This is a genomic window from Vreelandella boliviensis LC1 (assembly GCF_000236035.1).
GTDB classification, from domain to species: domain Bacteria; phylum Pseudomonadota; class Gammaproteobacteria; order Pseudomonadales; family Halomonadaceae; genus Vreelandella; species Vreelandella boliviensis.
In genome coordinates this window covers 1-18886 of the sequence record NZ_JH393258.1, presented here as the reverse complement: position 1 = coordinate 18886, position 18886 = coordinate 1, and the positions used below count along the sequence as shown (strand labels likewise).

18 protein-coding genes are annotated in these 18886 nt (G+C 52.5%); 11 read left to right on the top strand and 7 right to left on the bottom strand.

From position 1 onward, the window contains the following. Positions 1–273 precede the first annotated feature (273 nt). The 8 genes from KUC_RS09255 (at position 274) to sthA (ending at position 8269) form a co-directional block, all read left to right on the top strand. On the top strand, positions 274–1638 hold the full coding sequence (locus tag KUC_RS09255) for a Na(+)-translocating NADH-quinone reductase subunit A (RefSeq protein WP_007112918.1): 1365 nt from the start codon (positions 274–276) through the stop codon (positions 1636–1638). Between the two features lie 2 nt (positions 1639–1640). Continuing rightward, positions 1641–2864, top strand: a complete 1224-nt coding sequence (locus tag KUC_RS09250; protein ID WP_007112917.1) for an NADH:ubiquinone reductase (Na(+)-transporting) subunit B — start codon at positions 1641–1643, stop codon at positions 2862–2864. After that, entirely contained in the window at positions 2864–3685 is an 822-nt protein-coding gene (locus KUC_RS09245) for a Na(+)-translocating NADH-quinone reductase subunit C (RefSeq protein ID WP_007112916.1), read from the top strand. The genes KUC_RS09250 and KUC_RS09245 overlap by 1 nt, the downstream gene beginning before the upstream one ends. Before the next feature lie 2 nt (positions 3686–3687). Further along, positions 3688–4356: an NADH:ubiquinone reductase (Na(+)-transporting) subunit D gene (locus tag KUC_RS09240; RefSeq protein ID WP_007112915.1), complete on the top strand. Its 669-nt coding sequence runs from the start codon at positions 3688–3690 to the stop codon at positions 4354–4356. A gap of 1 nt (position 4357) precedes the next feature. Next, complete coding sequence (gene nqrE / locus KUC_RS09235) at positions 4358–4975, top strand: NADH:ubiquinone reductase (Na(+)-transporting) subunit E (protein ID WP_007112914.1); 618 nt, start codon at positions 4358–4360, stop codon at positions 4973–4975. A gap of 72 nt (positions 4976–5047) precedes the next feature. Further along, positions 5048–6280: an NADH:ubiquinone reductase (Na(+)-transporting) subunit F gene (gene nqrF / locus KUC_RS09230; RefSeq protein WP_007112913.1), complete on the top strand. Its 1233-nt coding sequence runs from the start codon at positions 5048–5050 to the stop codon at positions 6278–6280. A gap of 218 nt (positions 6281–6498) precedes the next feature. Continuing rightward, positions 6499–6753 (top strand): (Na+)-NQR maturation NqrM, encoded by a 255-nt coding sequence (nqrM, locus tag KUC_RS09225; RefSeq protein WP_007112912.1) that lies wholly within the window; start codon positions 6499–6501, stop codon positions 6751–6753. A 124-nt stretch (positions 6754–6877) separates the two neighbouring features. Then, the gene (sthA, locus tag KUC_RS09220; protein WP_007112911.1) at positions 6878–8269 is read left to right on the top strand and encodes a Si-specific NAD(P)(+) transhydrogenase; all 1392 of its coding nucleotides are present in this window, start codon (positions 6878–6880) and stop codon (positions 8267–8269) included. A 51-nt stretch (positions 8270–8320) separates the two neighbouring features. Here the strand turns inward: sthA and KUC_RS09215 are convergent, their stop codons facing one another. From KUC_RS09215 to leuS, 6 genes are all read right to left on the bottom strand, one after another. Continuing rightward, entirely contained in the window at positions 8321–9442 is a 1122-nt protein-coding gene (locus KUC_RS09215; RefSeq protein ID WP_244264780.1) for a GGDEF domain-containing protein, read from the bottom strand. A 364-nt stretch (positions 9443–9806) separates the two neighbouring features. Further along, positions 9807–10745: a PA2778 family cysteine peptidase gene (locus KUC_RS09210; protein WP_007112909.1), complete on the bottom strand. Its 939-nt coding sequence runs from the start codon at positions 10743–10745 to the stop codon at positions 9807–9809. 12 nt (positions 10746–10757) lie between these two features. Then, complete coding sequence (locus KUC_RS09205; protein WP_007112908.1) at positions 10758–11162, bottom strand: PA2779 family protein; 405 nt, start codon at positions 11160–11162, stop codon at positions 10758–10760. Between the two features lie 104 nt (positions 11163–11266). Next, positions 11267–12334: a DNA polymerase III subunit delta gene (gene holA / locus KUC_RS09200; protein WP_007112907.1), complete on the bottom strand. Its 1068-nt coding sequence runs from the start codon at positions 12332–12334 to the stop codon at positions 11267–11269. Next, a complete protein-coding gene (locus tag KUC_RS09195; RefSeq protein ID WP_007112906.1) occupies positions 12331–12825 on the bottom strand; it encodes an LPS-assembly lipoprotein LptE in 495 nt (164 codons plus the stop codon). Before KUC_RS09195 ends, holA begins: the two co-directional genes overlap by 4 nt. Then, positions 12822–15407, bottom strand: a complete 2586-nt coding sequence (gene leuS, locus KUC_RS09190) for a leucine--tRNA ligase (protein WP_007112905.1) — start codon at positions 15405–15407, stop codon at positions 12822–12824. The genes KUC_RS09195 and leuS overlap by 4 nt, the downstream gene beginning before the upstream one ends. A 161-nt stretch (positions 15408–15568) precedes the next feature. On the opposite strand from leuS, the gene KUC_RS09185 reads away from it, so the two are divergent. Continuing rightward, entirely contained in the window at positions 15569–16090 is a 522-nt protein-coding gene (locus KUC_RS09185; protein ID WP_007112904.1) for a zinc ribbon-containing protein, read from the top strand. Positions 16091–16107: 17 nt separating this feature from the next. Here the strand turns inward: KUC_RS09185 and KUC_RS09180 are convergent, their stop codons facing one another. After that, a complete protein-coding gene (locus KUC_RS09180) occupies positions 16108–17421 on the bottom strand; it encodes a hypothetical protein (protein WP_007112903.1) in 1314 nt (437 codons plus the stop codon). A 375-nt stretch (positions 17422–17796) separates the two neighbouring features. Between KUC_RS09180 and KUC_RS09175 the strand changes: the two genes are divergently transcribed. Both KUC_RS09175 and KUC_RS09170 read left to right on the top strand, forming a co-directional pair. Beyond that, the gene (locus tag KUC_RS09175; protein ID WP_007112902.1) at positions 17797–18147 is read left to right on the top strand and encodes a cupin domain-containing protein; all 351 of its coding nucleotides are present in this window, start codon (positions 17797–17799) and stop codon (positions 18145–18147) included. 194 nt (positions 18148–18341) lie between these two features. After that, positions 18342–18886, top strand: a 545-nt coding sequence (locus KUC_RS09170; protein WP_040480573.1) for a transposase, incomplete at its 3' end; no start/stop codon positions are given.

Here is an 18886-nt window from a genome sequence, read left to right as displayed (position 1 = left end):
AGAGCTAAGAAAATACGCTGACGTCACCTTCGGGTGGCGTTTTTTTTTCTCAATAACATCTTTAAGCGATGTCTATAGCACTTTTGGTGGTCATCAGGGATGTGGTCATTGGACGCGCTTATCTTTATAATACGAGGGATTTTTCGGGGTGGTTCAAGTGCTGCTTGGGCCGGACTGGTAACAATCTGAGCAGAAAATAACAATTCACTGAGCAGAAAATAAGCATTCGAACCCCATACCTTCGTATATCCGATCCAACAACTGGGCGAGACTATGATCGAAGTCAAAAAAGGCCTGGATCTCCCCATCACGGGAGCGCCCGAGCAGCGTATTGAAGATGCGCGGCCTGTGCGCCACGTGGCAATCCTGGGTACCGACTACGTTGGCATGAAGCCAACAATGGAAGTCCAGGAAGGGGATAAGGTCAAACTAGGCCAATTGCTCTTCACTGATAAGAAAATTGATGGTGTGCGCTATACAGCGCCCGCTGCCGGTGAAGTGCTTGCAATAAACCGTGGCGAAAAACGTCGTTTACTATCTGTCGTGATTAAAGTCGACGAAACTGAGGAGGCGGTTGAATTCGCTGCTCACGATCGTAATGCCATAGCGCAGCTTGAGCGTCAGGTCGTTGTCGACCAACTGGTAGAGTCGGGACTCTGGACTGCTTTACGCACCCGTCCTTTCTCGCGCACCCCGGCCATTGATAGCACCCCGGCCGATATTTTTGTAACCGCCGTGGATACTCATCCACTTAGCCCTGATCCTGCCCTGATCATCAATGAACAGGCGCAAGCATTCGAGGATGGCCTCAAGGTGTTAGCGCGCCTGACCGAGGGCAACGTCTTCCTGTGTACAGGGGCGACAGGTACAGGCGAAAAGGCCTCGATTCCGGGCGGTGATGTTGAAGGTGTAAAAACTGAAAGCTTTGCTGGCCCTCATCCTGCCGGGCTTGTCGGTACTCATATCCATTATCTTTCTCCGGTCGCACTGCATAAAAAAGTGTGGCACATCGGCTATCAGGACGTTATCGCGTTCGGTAAGTTCTTTGTCGAAGGGAAGCTGGATATGAGTCGTGTGGTTGCCATTGGTGGCCCACGTGCTGAAAATCCTCGCTTGATACGTACGCGTGTTGGCGCTAGCACGGATGAACTCTTGGCAGGCGAAGTCATCAAACCCGATGACACCCGCGTAATTTCTGGTTCAGTATTCTCTGGCTTTGCCGCAGAAGGTAAGTTGACTTACCTTGGCCGCTTCAGCAATCAACTCAGTTTGCTGGAAGAAGGCAATAAGCGCACGTTTATGGGTTGGCTTTCTCCTGGTGCCAATCGTCACTCGGTCTTGGGTATCTACATCTCTAAGATTAAGGGCCTGAGCAACTACGCGCCGACTACCTCTACCAATGGCTCCGAGCGTGCTATGGTGCCGGTAGGTGCATATGAGACGGTGATGCCGTTGGATATCATGCCAACTCAGTTACTGCGTTCGCTGATCGTGGGCGACATTGAGGCTGCCATGCAGCTTGGGTGTTTGGAGCTGGACGAAGAGGATCTGGCGCTGTGTACGTACGTTTGCCCCGGCAAATACGAATATGGCCCCATCCTGCGTGATAATCTCACCATGATCGAGAAAGAGGCCTGATAATGGGTATTCAACAGACACTCCAAAATATCGAGCCGCATTTCCACAAAGGCGGAAAGTACGAAAAGTTCTATCCGCTATTTGAAGCGGTAGATACCATTTTTTATACACCGCCGAGCGTTGCTAAAACCACTGCTCACGTGCGTGACGGTATCGATCTTAAACGCATCATGATTACCGTATGGTTATGTACCTTCCCAGCAATGCTGTTCGGTATTTGGAGCGCTGGCTGGCAGGCTAACACCGCCATCGATGCTGGCTACGCCTCAATGGCTGGCTGGCGCGAAGCCATTATGATGGTCTTTGCGTCCGGGCATGATCCCAGCAGTTTTTGGGCGAACTTTGTCCTCGGCGCTACTTACTTCCTGCCCATCTACTTGGTTACCTTTGTGGTCGGTGGCTTCTGGGAAGTGCTGTTTGCCATCAAGCGTGGCCATGAAGTTAACGAAGGTTTCTTCGTTACCTCTGTGTTATTTGCGCTGATTCTTCCCGCCACTATTCCGCTATGGCAGGTTGCTCTGGGTATCACCTTTGGTGTGGTAATCGGTAAAGAGATCTTCGGTGGTACGGGCAAGAACTTCTTAAACCCCGCGCTAACAGGCCGTGCATTCCTTTACTTTGCTTATCCTGCGCAAATCTCCGGTGACTCTGTATGGGTTGCCGCTGATGGCTATACCGGTGCGACTGCACTCTCTCTCGCGTTCCAGGAAGGTATGTCTGCGTTAACCGACACCTTTAGCTGGTGGGATGCCTTCCTTGGCTTTGTCCCTGGCTCTGTAGGTGAGGTTTCGACGCTAGCGATCTTTATCGGTGCTGTTGTACTGCTGTGGACGGGGATTGCCTCCTGGCGAATCATGCTGGGCGTGTTTCTGGGTATGGTCGTTACCAGCACGTTGTTTAATCTGATTGGCTCTGATACCAATGCGATGTTTGCCATGCCGTGGTACTGGCACTTGGTAATCGGTGGTTTCGCCTTCGGTATGGTATTTATGGCCACTGACCCGGTGTCAGCCTCAATGACCAACCAAGGCCGACTGCTGTTTGGTGCGCTGATTGGTGTGATGACCGTATTGATTCGCGTTGTGAACCCGGCTTTCCCGGAAGGCATCATGCTGGCGATTCTGTTCGCTAACCTGTTTGCACCGCTGATTGACCATTTCTTCGTCCAGGCCAATATCAAGCGTCGTGTTAAGCGTACCGGCGTACCGGCCGAGGAGACTGCCTAATGGCACAAGGTAACAACTCCATCAAAAAAATCCTGATAGTGGCGTTCTCACTGTGTATCGTGTGTTCCGTCATTGTCTCGACAGCAGCGGTCGCTTTGCGACCCATGCAACAGCTTAACCAGGAGCTTGACCGTAAAACTAATATCTTAAACGTTGCCAAGCTTTATGAGCCGGGCATGAACGTTGAAGAGGTGTTTCGCGAAGAGATAACCGCTCGGGTCGTTGACCTGGATACGGGTGAGTACTCCGATGAGTTTGATCCCGATACCTACGATAGCTTTCAAGCCGCCCGTGACCCCGCCTCGGGTCGCACGCTTTCCGGCGAGCAGGACATCGCAGGTCTATCACGCGTCGAAAACTTCGCCACGGTTTACCTGATTGGCGGCGAAGACGATCCGGATCAGATCGTGCTGCCCATTCGTGGTCAAGGTCTTTGGGGCCTAATGCGTGGCTTCCTGGCCGTAGAGGGTGACGGCAATACCATCGTCAGTATCACCTACTACGAGCACAGCGAAACACCTGGTCTAGGCGCTGAAGTTAATAATCCGCGCTGGCAAGCACAGTGGGAAGGTAAGAAAATTTACGATGAAGAGGGCGACCTCTCACCGGAAATTCACCTGACCAAAGGTGGCGCTAGCAGCGAATACGAAGTCGATGCGCTATCTGGCGCTACGCTAACCAGTAACGGCGTCACTAACATGCTGCAGTTCTGGCTAAGCGAAGAGGCTTTCGGTCCGTATTTGGCAAAATTCCGCAGTGGCACTGAGCCGGAAGACGCCGAAGAGACCGATACCAACTTCGAAGACGTTGAGGGGGCCTGATCATGGCGGACGTAAATGCAAAAGGCGTTTTAACGGCGCCGATTTTTCACAACAACCCCATTGCGCTACAAATACTGGGGATTTGTTCGGCACTTGCGGTAACCACCAGCATGAGCGTGTCGCTCGTTATGGCGCTGGCGGTAATCTTTGTTAGTTCGTTATCGAATCTGTTCGTATCGTTGATCAGGAATCATATTCCCTCTTCGATTCGTATCATCGTGCAGATGACCATTATTGCCTCGCTGGTTATTGTGGTTGATCAGATTCTTAAAGCCTATGCCTATGAGATGTCCAAGCAGCTCTCGGTATTCGTTGGCTTGATCATTACCAACTGTATCGTCATGGGGCGTGCGGAAGGTTTTGCGATGTCCAACACACCAGGCATTTCGTTTTTAGACGGTATCGGCAACGGCCTGGGCTACGGTTTTGTACTGATGGTGGTGGGCTTTGTACGCGAGTTGCTGGGCTCTGGCAGCGTATTTGGGGTCACCATCCTCCAGACCGTCCAAAACGGTGGTTGGTACGTTCCCAACGGCTTGCTGTTACTGCCGCCTTCGGCGTTCTTTATTATCGGTCTACTGATCTGGGTGATGCGTTCCGTTAACCCTGAGCAGGTAGAAAATAATGAGTTCAAAATGAAGGAAAACACCAAACCCAAGGAGGCCGTGTAACATGGAACATTATCTGAGTCTTTTTGTTGCCTCGGTGTTTGTTGAAAACATGGCACTGGCCTTCTTCCTAGGGATGTGCACTTTTTTGGCAGTGTCCAAAAAAGTCTCCTCAGCGATTGGCTTGGGCATTGCGGTTATTGTGGTGCTGACCGTCACCGTGCCGATCAACAACCTTGTCTATACCTTCTTGCTGCAGGAAGGCGCGTTAACCTGGACCGGTATTAGCGGTGCTGAAAACATTGACCTATCATTCCTTGGTTTGCTCTCCTATATCGGTGTTATTGCTGCGCTGGTACAGATCATGGAGATGTTCCTTGATAAGTACGTGCCGACGCTCTACAACGCGCTAGGGGTATTCCTGCCGTTGATTACCGTTAACTGCGCCATCCTGGGTGGCGTACTGTTTATGGTAGAGCGTAACTATAACTTTGGCGAAGCCGTGGTCTATGGTTTTGGCGCGGGCACCGGTTGGGCGCTGGCCATTGCCGCTCTGGCAGGTATCCGTGAAAAGCTGAAGTACAGCGATGTGCCGGGTGGCCTCCAAGGGCTGGGCATTACTTTTATCACCGTGGGGCTGATGTCGTTGGGCTTTATGTCCTTCTCCGGCATTCAGCTTTAAGCGCAGCCGGTTTTTCCCAGCGGTGCCAAGCACTGCTGGGTAATAGAAAACCTCCAGCAATAGGAAACCGACATGGTTGATACAACAGTCATCTTGCTCGGTGTTGTCATGTTCACGGTCATCGTTATTAGTTTAACGGTGATCATTCTGGCAGCGCGCAGTAAGCTTGTGAGTAGCGGGGACGTGACCATCGAGGTCAACGGCGACCCTGAGCATACCCTAAGTACCCAGGCCGGTGGTAAGTTACTTAACACCCTTGCCGCTAACGGTATTTTTCTCTCTTCCGCCTGTGGTGGCGGTGGCTCTTGTGCCCAGTGTAAGTGCCGGGTAGAAGAGGGCGGTGGTTCTATTCTGCCCACTGAAGAGTCGCACTTCACCATGCGTGAGAAGAAAGAGGGCTGGCGGCTCTCTTGTCAGGTTCCTGTCAAGCAGGACATGAAAATAGAAGTGCCTGAAGAAGTCTTTGGGGTGAAGAAGTGGGAGTGCGAGGTTATTGCTAACCCGAACGTTGCCACCTTTATCAAAGAGCTGAATCTAAAACTGCCAGAGGGCGAAGAAGTTGCCTTCCGCGCCGGTGGTTACGTGCAGCTTGTTGCGCCGCCTTACGATATCAAGTTCGCTGACTTTGATATTGATGAGGAGTACCGGGGTGATTGGGAAAAATTTGATATGTTCAAAATTTCCCATAAGAGCAACGAGGAAGTGATTCGCGCCTACTCCATGGCGAACTACCCAGACGAAAAGGGTATCCTCAAGTTCAACATTCGTATCGCCACGCCGCCTCCCGGCACTGACCATCCACCTGGCCTGATGTCTACCTTCGTCTTCAATCTAAAAGAAGGCGATAAGGTCACCGTGATGGGGCCGTTCGGTGAGTTCTTTGCCCGTGATACTGATGCCGAAATGATCTTTATCGGTGGTGGTGCGGGTATGGCACCAATGCGCAGTCATATCTTCGATCAGTTGAAGCGCTTGAAGTCTGATCGCAAGATCACCTTCTGGTACGGTGCCCGCTCCTGGCGTGAAACCTTCTACAACGAAGAGTACGACCAGCTAGCCGAAGAGTTCCCCAACTTTGAGTGGCATCTGGCGCTGTCTGATGCTCAGCCGGAAGATAATTGGGAAGGGCCGACAGGCTTTATCCATAATGTGCTGTACGAAAACTATCTGAAAGATCACCCAGCACCTGAAGACTGTGAGTACTACATGTGTGGGCCGCCGATGATGAACGCCTCAGTTATCAAGCTGCTGCTTGATATGGGCGTTGAGCCGGAAAATATCCTGTTGGATGATTTCGGTGGCTAAACTGTCGGTGTAGAGCTGATAGTCGTTGCAAGCGGGGCTGGCCTTTTGGTCGGCCCCGTTTGTTTATAGATGAAGACGCGCCCCCAAGCGCTGATATGAATAGTGCGGCTGAGGTATAATCAATAAAGACCGTGAGGCACTTATCAGTACGGCTGTTGTCGGCAGGTAAGGCCAATAATTTAAAGCTAGGCAATGCAATGCAATGCAGGGAGATTGATATGACGATTTGGCTACTGGTATTTGGTTTTATGGCGCTGATTATGGGTGCGATGGCCGTGGGCGTCATTATGGGCCGCAAACCGATTGCCGGTTCTTGCGGCGGTTTGAATCAAATTGGCATGAAAGATGGCTGTGATATTTGCGGCGGTAAAGACGAAGTATGCGAAGAAGAAAATCGCAAGCGCGGCAGCGTTCGTCGTCGCAGCGATGAAAGCCGCGGTGCCGACCTAGGTTACGACGCTACACGTCGGTGATTAGTGAGTAGATTTAAAGGCATGCAGGTGTACGTGGCCACCCTTTAGCAACGAATTTATGCTTTAAACCATGCGTGCGGATGGGTGCGTTTTTTTTAGACGGGGAATAGGAGACGCAGAGAGTATGGCGGTTCACAATTACGATGTTGTGGTTATCGGTACGGGGCCGGCCGGGGAAAGCGCTGCTATCAACGCTGCAAAGCATGGTAAGCGCGTCGCAATTATTGAGAAGCAGGTTCAGGTCGGAGGTAACTGCACTCACTGGGGCACCATACCTTCCAAAGCCCTGCGCCATCAGGTCAAACAAATTTTGGCGTTCAATACTAACCGTATGTTCCGCGATATTGGTGAGCCACGCTGGTTCTCCTTTCCCAAGGTGATGGAGCGCTCACGAGGAACCATCGATAAACAGGTAGAAATGCGCACCACCTTCTATGCTCGTAACCGTATCGACCTGTTCCATGGCGTCGCCCGGTTTAAAGATGAGCACACCCTGTTAGTACGTGACCTTCAGGAAGGCATGGAAGAGTTGGTGGCCAAGAAAGTTGTGATTGCCACCGGTTCGCGTCCCTATCGCCCAGCTGATATAAACTTCCGTCATCCGCGTATTTACTGTTCCGATACGATTTTGAGCCTTTCCCATACCCCGCGCACGTTGGTGATATTTGGGGCGGGGGTAATTGGTTGCGAGTATGCATCAATCTTTTCGGGGTTAGGCGTCAAAGTTGATTTAATTAATAACCGTGACAGCCTGCTGTCGTTTCTGGACGACGAGATTAGCGATGCGCTCTCTTACCATTTGCGTAAGCATGGTGTGTTAGTACGTCATAATGAAGAGTATGAAAGTGTTGAGGGCGATGAATCAGGCGTAGTTGTGCGCCTCAAGTCAGGTAAGAAAATTCGCGCTGATGCATTTTTATGGGCCAACGGCCGTACAGGTAATACCGACAGCTTAGGTCTTGAGAACGTTGGCTTAACCGCCAATGAACGCGGGCAGTTAAGTGTCGATGAGCACTATCGCACCGCGGTTGCCCATATTTATGCGGCGGGTGATGTAATTGGTTGGCCAAGTTTGGCGAGCGCGGCTTACGATCAAGGCTTGAACTTGTGTAATGAATTGCTCGATAAAGAGTATCGCTTTGTCAGCGATGTACCCACCGGGATCTATACCATCCCCGAAATCAGCTCCTTTGGCCCGAATGAGCGTGAGCTCACGGAAGCCAAAGTGCCTTACGAAATAGGCAAAGCCTTATTCAAAGATACCGCCAGGGCGCAAATTACCGGTGACACCGTAGGTATGCTTAAAATTCTTTTTCACCAGGACACCTTGGAAATACTCGGTATTCACTGTTTTGGCGACCAAGCGTCTGAAATACTACATATCGGCCAAGCGATCATGCAGCAAGAGGGTGAGGCCAATACACTTAACTACTTTGTGAATACCACGTTTAACTATCCCACCATGGCAGAGGCGTACAGGGTGGCTGCGCAGAACGGCTTAAACCGTGTTTTCTAATGAGTGCTTTTAACCTGGGTTTTATTCATAGCTTCATCTAGCCATTGTCTTTTAAGAGTCGATGGGTTCGCTAATCAGGAGATGAGCATAAGCTTGTGGGTTTTTATAGGGTGTGGGTTCAGTGGGGGGCAGCTGGCTTTCAGCGCGGTTGCGTCCCAGCGCTTTGGCCTGGTAGAGCGCTTTGTCGGCATACGAATAAAGCTGCTCAAACGTCAGCGAGCCGCCATGGCATGTTGTCACGCCTATGCTGATGGTCGGATTGGCGAGCAGATCTATACCGCTCAGCGTATTAACTTCAATCTCTCGGCGCAGCCGATCTGCTACCTGTAGCGCATCATGGGTAGTGGTGTTGGGCATTAATAAACAAAATTCCTCACCACCAATTCTCGCTAATGTATCGGATGGGCGGCTTAATTTGCGAAGCAGTTTACTGATCTGGCGAAGTACCTCATCGCCAGTAGGATGGCCATAGGTGTCGTTAACTTGCTTAAAGTGATCAATATCTAACAGCATTAGGCTAAGCGATCCATTATCACGTTGTGCTTGAGTGAGCGCTGCAGATGCTACATTGACTAAATGGCGCCGGTTATATAGACCAGTTAGTTCATCAGTTAGCATTAACTGTTGCATTACGTTGCGCTGACGGTGCAGGTAAATAACCGCCAAGCAAAGCGTTATCGCAGCGCTGACCATCAATGCCAGCAGCACACTCACGGCGATCGAGAGCCGCTGCATGACAAAGCGTTGTTGAACGGAAATAGCGCGAACTTCTTCTAGCAGTTGGTTATACAGCCATGATTGGGCGCCACCGATATCCATTGCAACGCGCTGTAACGGGTCAACAAGCTCTGGCCGCTGTTGGGCTTTTTGTGCCTTCAGGTTTAGATCAGAAAGGCGACTATTAAGCTCGCTGAAATGATTATTGAGATATTCAACATCTGAGATGAGGTATCGATGGCGTTCAATACTGCTCTTTATGTTATTTAAGTGTTGCTTGGAAAGTGAAATAAAATAATCAATGTATTCAATCTGCTCACTACTAGGCAAGCGTCTGCCTTCCTCTAGTGCGGTCCTTAACTGAGGTGTGGCTTGCTGGGCCAGTACAATGTCACTAATCAACGTAGTGTAGTCGGCACTGGCTTTTTGACAGGCACTGTAGACATAGCTACCCATTACTGCCGTCATCGCGCAAAGGAGAGCGGCAAAAATGGACGCTAAGCGTCCGCTAGGCTGACGAAGAAAGCGAAGCATCATCACGAGATAATCAGCAAGCTGACAATGATGTCGCCCCTCACTGCGTACTGCAGAGTAGGGTTGGGCGAAGAAACGTTATCATCAAAAGAGCGCTTCCGTTGCAAAGGGCAGTTCCGCATGGCACCTCTCCCGCTAATGGTTAGGTTGTCCAATGAACAGAATAAAGTCATCATCCTTATACAACTTAAGCACTCACTGGCCGTGTCTGCCATCCCACAACTTTACTAATTGCAGGATCATACTTGTACTCATTATTATTAATATCTCAGTTAAAAATCGATATTTAATCGCTATTTAAAGACTCCAAGGCTGAACGAGCTTTTCCTTGCCAGCTACCTTCAAGTGATGTGGCCTGCGTTAACGCCTCGCGAGCCGTATCAGGTGCATCGTTTTGAAGCAGTAGAAGGCCTAGATTTAGCCACGCAGCCCCCATATTTTCATCAAGCTCGGTTGCCCGCTCAAACGCCTTGCGTGCGTTGTCGGGTTGTTGGTCAGCATATAGCGCGTTGCCCAGAGCAAATTGCCCCATTGCGCTGCCAGGATGGCGCTCTGCAAAGGCTTGCCAGCTTGAAAGCGTGGCACGCGCCCCATGTGACTCTTCGTAAGCGCTAATTGCTTCCAGCGCATTACGGGCGCTAATGCCCGTGGGCAGTGAACCCGGCTCGGCAACCACAAACCCCCAGCGCTGTGTGCGTGCCCAGGTGGCATCAAAGCGACTAAACGACATCGTATGACGCTCAATCTCGCCGCTGCGCAGAATAAGCGTTTCATTGGGCAGGTCGTAGCCAATGGCGACTGCGTAGTGCCACATAGGGTAAATCGGCAATGACAAATTCTGCATAACGACTACCGGATCGCCGGCTGCTAAATGGTTTAATAGGACATCCATGGTTCCGCGAATAGGAAACGCGAGCAGCTCATGCCGCCGCACAGTGGCCAGCATTTCAGGCTGAACGCTGCCATCGCGCCCGGGTAAAAACACTTGGGGGATCAGTTGTTCGATGTCGGTGTCGACACCCTGATGATTGAGTATCATCGCCAGCGTGGCAGGACCGCACTGAAATTCCGTTTGGGCATAAAACGGCACGCGGGTGATTTCTGCATGGGGTGGTAGGGATTGATAGGTGCTTTGCAGTAATACTGGATTACGTGCACAGCCGCTAAGTATTAGTAGCATAATAAAAACGCCCGCAAAGCGGGCGTTAGCAAGCAAATAGGTCATGTGCTGCCTATATTAACGAGTAAACGGGTAAACGTCAGTTAGGCCGAGGATGTCGGTAATCAGTAGGATGATAAATACCGCAAATAGCGCGCCTACCACGCCACCACCAGCACCGGCTGGCAGTTGCTCCAGCTGTTGGGCCATTTGTTGTGCTTCACTATCGCTCAGTGCCGCAACCCGAGCCTCGACTTCGTCCAGATCAACACCCTGTTTTAGCAGCTGATCTTGCACATCGGCACGGGCCAGCACCTCGTTGATACGCTCGCGATCAGCGCCAGCACGGTCAGCTGCCAAAGCAGATTGAGTAGAGACTAAATCCATTGATTGGGGAGCAGCGGGGGCAGCTGCAACCGGTAAACTGGTAATAACGAGTGCTGCAATTAACAAGGTGGAGAGGTAAGCGCGCAATGTTTTCATCGTCTTCTTCCTTATAGACTAGTCGGGATGGCACAAGCTTTTTTTAGCTTGAATCAATAGTATAGAAACAAACGGGACATATTTTAAGGGCAATGTGCAAAGTGCTAATTATTTGCACTAATACGATAGGTCCAGGCGGACTCGGAGAGTAAGCCACGCCCCCCGGCCATGGTCATGGCCAAATCGTGTAGGCCGGGCCATAGTGGTACTGCCGCCGCACCTTTTACGGCTAAATCTAGGCGTTGCGCCATTAATAGCAATTTATGCAATCGCTTCATGGGCAGGCGGCCAATCGCTTTCTGGTAAGCGGGTCGGCGCTTATCAAAAATCATCGGCTTTTGTGTTTTGCAAGCGTGCTCAAAGCTCTGTCCTTGATCCAGATGCTGATGCAGCGAGAGCAGGGTACGAAGTTCCCGACTAAGCGCCCACAGCACAATAGGCGCCTCAACGCCTTCACTGCGCAGGCCATTAACAATGCGTGAGGCGCGGCTGGGTTCGCCTTTCAAGCAAGCATCGGCCAAATTGAAGACATCAAAACGGGTGCTGTCCTCCACCCCCTGAGCGATGCTCTCGACGTTCAAGCGCGTACCTTGGGGATGAATCAGCGCCAGCTTTTGCAGTTCCTGGTCAGCGGCTAGCAGGTTGCCTTCGGTGCGCTCGCCCAGCAGGCGTGCGGCATCAAGGTCTATCTGTACCCCATGTAATGAGGCGCGGTCACGCAGCCAATAGCCTAATCGCGAAGCATCTACCGGCCACACCGGTACAAACAGGCCGTGCTTATCCAGTGTTTTAAACCAGGCGCTTTTTTGCTGTTTAGCGTCTAGCTTACCCATACTGATGAGCAGGACGTCATCGCTATTATCCAGGGTCTCGGCGAAGTGCGCCAAGGCTTTACTGCCTTCTTGCCCGAGCTTGTGATTGCCTAAGCGCAATTCCAGTAGCTTGCTAGTCGCAAACAGTGAGAGATTGCTCGACATTTCCATCAAGCGGCCCCAAGCAAAATTGGGCTCGACATCGAGAACTTCACGCTCTTCAACACTAGCCCGTCGAGCTGCGGCCCTTACAGCATCGCAGGCGTCGCGATGCTGTAAGGGTTCATCTCCCGCTACGATCACCACACGGGGAAGCTTTTTTGCCAACGCAGCGGGTAGCTGATCAGCAAATACCTTCACTGCATTCCCTCAACGTAAGTAAGACGCTCAATGATTAGCTGAGACAGCTGGCGCGAAAGCGTTTGTTCAGCTTCCATCATAAGCGTTTCTCGGTTGAGTAGGTCGTCATCGCTGACCCGAATGCGGGTGTTCGTCGACAGCGTCACGTTATTAATGTGATAGGCATTAGACGCCCGCTCCTGTACTGAGAGGCTGGTGCTAAGCATTAGCTCGTGTTCACGGCTTGCCCGGCCATCGCCGCCCAAACGACGCTCAACTAAGACAGGCGTGCCCAGTGTGACACGCCAAGGCGCATCGGGGGCTACCTGGGTGCCTAACTGCTGAAGGCGTGAGGCCACCTGCTGAGCGACGGCACTGTTGGTGTCGCCTTCTAAGGCAAGGGGGGGCAGCGAAGGCAGTGATTCACTGCCGCGTAGCCGAAACCCGCAGCCGCTGAGTAACACAGCCGCTGAAGCGGCGATGCTAGTGATTAAAAAGCTGCGTCGGTTCATCCGCTCACCACGATATTAACCAGTTTACCGGGCACTACGATCACTTTACGCACGGTGTTGCCCTCAAGGTGACGTTGAACGTTTTCGTGTTCCATCGCCATTTTCTCGATAGATGCTTTGTCAGCGCTGGCAGGTACTTCAAGGCGAGCGCGTAGCTTACCGTTGACCTGAACCACAAGCTCAATGCTGTCCCGGGTAAGGGCAGACTCATCTACTACCGGCCAGGTTGCTTCGATGGCCGGGCCTGAATGGCCAAGCGCTTCCCAGAGACTATGGCACAGGTGCGGGGTGATCGGCGAGAGCAGCAGCACGCAGGCTTCCAGCGCTTCGCGGCTAACCGCCAGGCCAAGTTCGGAGCTATCGTCGAACTTGCCAATGGCGTTAGAGAGCTCCATCACCGCGGCAATAGCGGTATTGAAGGTGGTGCGGCGGCCAATGTCGTCGCTGGCTTTCTTGATTGTCTCGTGGGTTTTCCGGCGCAGCGCTTTTTGATCGTCATTAAGCGAATCGCTGTTCAGGGTACCCGGAGTACCCGCCGCCAAGTGATCATTCACCTGACGCCACAGGCGCTTCAAAAAGCGGTGGGCGCCTTCCACGCCGGAGTCCGACCATTCCAGGGACTGCTCGGGCGGTGCGGCAAACATCATAAACAGGCGCACGGTATCGGCACCGAATTTGTCGATCATCGACTGTGGATCAACGCCGTTGTTTTTCGACTTGGACATCTTCTCGATGCCGCCCATCTCCACCGGTTCGCCGTCACTCATCAAAATAGCGCTTAGCGGGCGACCTTTCTCGTCGCGCTTCACCTCCACATCGGCCGGGTTAAACCACTGCTTGCCGCCGTTATCGGTAGGGCGGTAGAAGGTCTCGGCGATCACCATGCCTTGGGTTAGCAGCTGTTGGAACGGCTCGTCGGAATCTACCAAACCGAAGTCGCGCATCAGCTTGTGGAAGAAACGCGCATACAACAGATGCAAAATGGCATGTTCGATGCCGCCAATGTAGAGATCCACCGGCAGCCAGTAGTTGGCGCGCTCGTCCAGCATGGCCTCAGTGTTGTCGGCACAGCAGAAGCGCGCGTAGTACCAGGACGACTCCATAAAGGTGTCGAAGGTGTCGGTTTCGCGAGTCCAGCCGTCGCCAAGATCAGAGAATGCCGGCATCTTTTTCAGTGGCGAGCCGGAAGCGTCTACGGTGACTTCCATGGGCAGCGATACCGGCAGCTCGTCATCGGTGAGCGGTACGGTTTGACCTTCCGGGCCGTATTTGACCGGAATCGGCGCGCCCCAGTAGCGCTGGCGGGCAACGCCCCAATCGCGTATGCGGTAGTTGGTTTTTACTTCACCACGGCCAAGTTCAGCCAATTTGACAGCGATGGCATCAAAGGCTTGCTCAAAGCTCAAACCATCGAATTCACCGGAGTTCACCACCGTGCCGTATTCGGCGTATGCTGCCTCGGAAATATCTGCAGGTTGGCCGCTCTCGTCGGCAATCACCGCTTTAATGGGGATGCCGTACTTGGTGGCAAACTCCCAATCGCGCTGGTCGTGGCCGGGCACTGCCATCACCGCGCCGGTACCAAACTCCATCAGTACGAAGTTAGCCACATAAACAGGCACTTCATCGCCAGTCAGCGGGTGAATCGCTACATGGCCGGTGAGCATGCCTTTCTTCTCTTTGGTGGCCATTTCGGCTTCAGTGGTGCCGCCCTTGGCACACTCATCGCAGAAGGCCGCCAGCTCGCTGTTCTGTTCAGCGGCTTGCTTGGCCAGCGGGTGACCTGCAGCAACGGCGACGTAAGTCACGCCCAGCAGCGTATCCGGGCGGGTGGTATAAACCGCCAATGGATCACAGTTGCTGCCGTCTTCGGCCTTAATATCAAAACTCATCTCAACGCCGCGGGACTTGCCAATCCAGTTGCGCTGCATGGTTTTGACCTGCTCGGGCCACTCGACTTTATCTAGGTCAGCCAGCAGCTCATCGGCGTAGTCGGTAATTTTCAAAAACCACAGCGGGATCTCTTTACGCTCAACCAGCGCACCGGAACGCCAGCCGCGGCCTTCGATAACTTGCTCATTGGCGAGTACCGTCTGATCGACCGGATCCCAGTTCACTGTGGACATTTTCTTGTAGACCAGGCCTTTTTCCACCAGCTTGGTGAAAAACCACTGCTCCCAGCGATAGTAGCTGGTATCGCAGGTGGCGAACTCACGGCTCCAGTCGTAGGCAAAGCCCAGCGCCTTCAACTGATTACGCATGTAATCGATATTTTGGTAAGTCCACTTGGCGGGCGGCACTTGGTTCTGGATGGCGGCGTTTTCCGCAGGCATACCGAAGGCATCCCAGCCCATGGGCTGCATGACATTTTTACCCTGCATGCGCTGGAAACGAGACACAACGTCGCCGATAGTGTAGTTACGCACGTGGCCCATGTGCAGCTTGCCGCTGGGGTAGGGGAACATGGAGAGGCAGTAGAACTTCTCGCGGTTGGCGTCCTCTACGGCTTTAAAGCACTGATGTTTGTCCCAGTACTGCTGGGCGTCGCGTTCGATATCACGAGGGCTGTAGTGTGCGTCCATCGGTTTATTAATGCCTTGGCGTATTCGCCCAAAAGGGGCGCAAAGTGAATGTTAGATGACATCTGTCAGATAAGTGAGGTCGATTGTATCCTATGCGGGTGTATCCTTGAACGGTAAGCCGATGATAGACAACTGCACGCGTCGACAAAAGGAGAGGCACCATGAGTGATCAACAGAATGACAATCGCTTACGCGAAGGCTACGAACGCTTGCTAGAGCGGATGCAGGGGGGCGCTAACGAGCTAACCTGGGAAAACTTGCAGAAGGATCTGGACGACGCGGTGGAGTTTGAAGCGGAGCTGGAAGAGTACACCAAAGACGAGCTGGCCTTGCTGCGCGCCTGGGTCGAGCGTGACCTTAAAGATATGCGCTACTACATGGCCGACACCGGCAAGCAGGTGGCCAGTTGGTTAGGCATCGATATCGACGGCCTTTCCCGCCGCGTGGCCGAGTCGCTGCTTTCGATTGCCGACCGTAGCGTAGTAGATCGCGAACGCTTTGAGGAGGATTTAGAAGCAGCCCGCGCCGACTACTGTGAGGGCGAGATGGCCGCGCCAGGCCTAATGGCGTGCACACACTGCGATGCGCAGGTGATGTTGCCTAACGTTGCGCGCCTGGAACCTTGCCATCAGTGTGGCCATCGCTACTTCTACCGGTTTCCCAGTAACATCATTGAGACCTAAGCGAGCCGCCTAGCAAATTAGCCAGTGAGGTAGCTGACGCCTGCAATCGCGCTTAGCGAAAGCAGGCTCATGATTGCTGCGTAGAGCAGGTTATCTTTCATCATGCGATAACCGCTCACACCGTAACGCCCCTGCAGAGAAAGGTTGATCCCCGAAAGCGGGCCCACGCTGGTGCCCACCGCCCACGACGTTAACGCCACAAACGCAAACACGGTCTGTTCGCCGCCCTGCAAATTGAGGATCGACGCCAGCACCGAGACGCCAATAATCGGGTGCAGGCCCGCCAGCGCGCTAAGCGTAATCGCCGCGAAACTGATCATCGCCTGGGGCATGCCAAAGCGAGTGAACAGCGTCCAGTCGCTGCCAGCCATGGCTGTTACCAGTGTCGAAAGCCCAATGGTTAATAAGCCGGCCGCCAAAAACAGCGAAATTTCCCCGCGCATGGCGGGTAAACGTATAGTGGTGTGTTGGCGAATGCGCCGTAGAGTAAATTTGGGTCCATGGGGCAGGTTGCTTAGCAGCGCAACGCTTGGTAGCAGAAACGTGATAATGCTGACAATGGTCAGGGCAGGGGTGAACACAAAGTGAAACAGCATCACCAACGCTGCCATACCAACCGGCATCAACAGGCTACGCGGCGCCAGTGAGTAGCCATCCACCTCAGCAAGATCAAATCGCTTGCGCATTTCCAGGGTGGTTAACAGCCCCGACAGCATCGCCATGGGAAAGCCCACCACGGCAATCTGCGCATACTCAACGTCGGGTACTAGCGCGATCACCACACCCATGGCAGCAAAAAAAGGCGACCATAGCGCCGCACTACTTAGCCCCCGGTTAAGCGCCAACAGCTGCGGCGTCTTCAGCGGCCCGCGCCGGGCCAGCTTGTCACCGACCATAAACACGGTAGAGAGGTTTAAAATCGTCCCCAGGAAGTGAACGCCCAGCCAGGTGCGCAAAATACCGCCCGCACCGGTCACTCGACTTCCCGTCGCGCCTTTATTGCCTTGCTTGCCAATCAGCGAAATAAAGCTAACGCCCACCAGCATCGCCGCTACAAAGATATTCCCTTGCAACATAGCGGGCCAATCCACCTCCGCGCCATACACAAACCGCGCCACCAGCAGCATGCCTGCACCCAGCGCAATCAGCACGCCCGCCTGAATGCGCGAACGCTTAGGAATGTCCCGCCACAGCAACACAACCGCCGCCCACAGCAAATAACTCACCGCATGGGCAGTGCTCAACCAGCCGGTAAAGCCAATAATTTGTGCGATCAATCCAAGCAGAATCAGCACGCCCGCTAAGCGCTGCCGAGAAGTCATCTCTTGCATGCCAAACCCTTAATAGTGAATTAGCAGGCTAATAGGATTTGCAAAGGAAGACCAGCAGTAGGCAGGAAATGATTGAGTGGTTTTCGTAGCGCGTGGTAACGAGCGAAGCGAGGCACCCGCGAAAGCACCGCGCAGCGGTACAAGATCAATGCAGCCAACGCGTTGTTGACCCCAAAGAGGAAACACTTTTTTGCACCCACACGTGACCTAAGAGAAGTTTATGAATAAGGTATGGTTAATGAGACAGGCACGGTCGCAACCAGAGCGTTCTAACGTAACCCAGGTGTGCCGTGGCTTTGCTTCAGCAGCCAATTAGCAAAGCGTTATGGTGCTCTATAGATCTGCGAAAACTAATCGGAAAGGAATTTGAAATAAATGATACGTAATTTTTACACTTGCGATAAAGAAGTCGACGAAAATAGCCATGATGGAGAAGGTTCAATTGATATCTATCGTGCGTTCAGACGTAAGGATTTTGATGGTGCTTGGGATTTCGCTATCCGTGTCATTATGCCACCGGGAAGCTCTATGGGTGAGCATACTCACGGAGACGATGAAGAAATGTATATCATTTTGAAAGGTGAAGGCACTATGGCCATTGAAGGTGAGAAAAGAAACGTGGTTTCAGGAGATATGATAGTTAATAAACGTTTTGGCACCCATGGTTTGGTTAATACATCGGACAGTGAAATTGAGTTGCTAATCATTCAAGCAAGCCTAAAATAAATCACCATAACAAGGCGTTTAAGGCGGATTTACAACGCTTGGTGATCTCTGTTCAAGCTGAATGTTTAATGTGCAATGGTTTAGGTTTGGTGGTTGGCGTTGTCAGCCCCTTAAGCGGGCGTTGAGGCTGTAGAAAAACCCCACTGACGGCTAAGTTTTGGTAGGATCGAAGAAACAGATGAGGAGTGGTCAGTATGCCGCGCTTCAAGGCTTATAACTACGATCAGAACGCCATGGTGGTGATCAACTACCAGGATCAACTCCAGCCAGGCACCTTTGAACACGCAGTGCATTATCTGATCGAGCACAAGCTCGACTTATCCGTTTTCCATCCCAAGTGCCGCAACGACGCGACCGGTCGGCTGGCCTATGATTCGGCTATCTTGTTGAAGATCATCCTGTTTGCTTACTCAAAAGGCATCACCTCCAGCCGTGAAATGCAGTGGTGCTTTGAGACCAATATCATTTTCAAAGCCCTTTCCTGCGATACCGTTCCCCACTTCACCACATTGGCAAGCTTCGTCAGTCGGCATGCCGATGAGATTGAAGCGCTATTCGAACAAGTGCTACTGGTGTGCCACGAACAAGGCTTGTTGGGTAACGAGCTCTTTGCCATTGACGGCTGCAAGATGTCCTCCGATGCCTCCAAAGAGTGGTCTGGCACGTTTAAAGAATTGGGCGAGAAACGGGACAAATTGAGAGGTCTGATTCGGCATCACCTACTGGAGCACTACGCGCG

Coding starts and splice junctions, on each gene's coding strand:
- nqrM (WP_007112912.1), top strand. CDS start 6,499: ATGACGATTTGGCTACTGGTATTTGGTTTTATGGCGCTGATTATGGGT.
- KUC_RS09205 (WP_007112908.1), bottom strand. CDS start 11,162: ATGAAAACATTGCGCGCTTACCTCTCCACCTTGTTAATTGCAGCACTC.
- sthA (WP_007112911.1), top strand. CDS start 6,878: ATGGCGGTTCACAATTACGATGTTGTGGTTATCGGTACGGGGCCGGCC.
- KUC_RS09240 (WP_007112915.1), top strand. CDS start 3,688: ATGGCGGACGTAAATGCAAAAGGCGTTTTAACGGCGCCGATTTTTCAC.
- KUC_RS09210 (WP_007112909.1), bottom strand. CDS start 10,745: ATGACCTATTTGCTTGCTAACGCCCGCTTTGCGGGCGTTTTTATTATG.
- KUC_RS09255 (WP_007112918.1), top strand. CDS start 274: ATGATCGAAGTCAAAAAAGGCCTGGATCTCCCCATCACGGGAGCGCCC.
- nqrF (WP_007112913.1), top strand. CDS start 5,048: ATGGTTGATACAACAGTCATCTTGCTCGGTGTTGTCATGTTCACGGTC.
- KUC_RS09195 (WP_007112906.1), bottom strand. CDS start 12,825: ATGAACCGACGCAGCTTTTTAATCACTAGCATCGCCGCTTCAGCGGCT.
- KUC_RS09175 (WP_007112902.1), top strand. CDS start 17,797: ATGATACGTAATTTTTACACTTGCGATAAAGAAGTCGACGAAAATAGC.
- KUC_RS09245 (WP_007112916.1), top strand. CDS start 2,864: ATGGCACAAGGTAACAACTCCATCAAAAAAATCCTGATAGTGGCGTTC.
- KUC_RS09180 (WP_007112903.1), bottom strand. CDS start 17,421: ATGCAAGAGATGACTTCTCGGCAGCGCTTAGCGGGCGTGCTGATTCTG.
- KUC_RS09185 (WP_007112904.1), top strand. CDS start 15,569: ATGAGTGATCAACAGAATGACAATCGCTTACGCGAAGGCTACGAACGC.
- leuS (WP_007112905.1), bottom strand. CDS start 15,407: ATGGACGCACACTACAGCCCTCGTGATATCGAACGCGACGCCCAGCAG.
- nqrE (WP_007112914.1), top strand. CDS start 4,358: ATGGAACATTATCTGAGTCTTTTTGTTGCCTCGGTGTTTGTTGAAAAC.
- KUC_RS09215 (WP_244264780.1), bottom strand. CDS start 9,442: ATGGGTAGCTATGTCTACAGTGCCTGTCAAAAAGCCAGTGCCGACTAC.
- KUC_RS09250 (WP_007112917.1), top strand. CDS start 1,641: ATGGGTATTCAACAGACACTCCAAAATATCGAGCCGCATTTCCACAAA.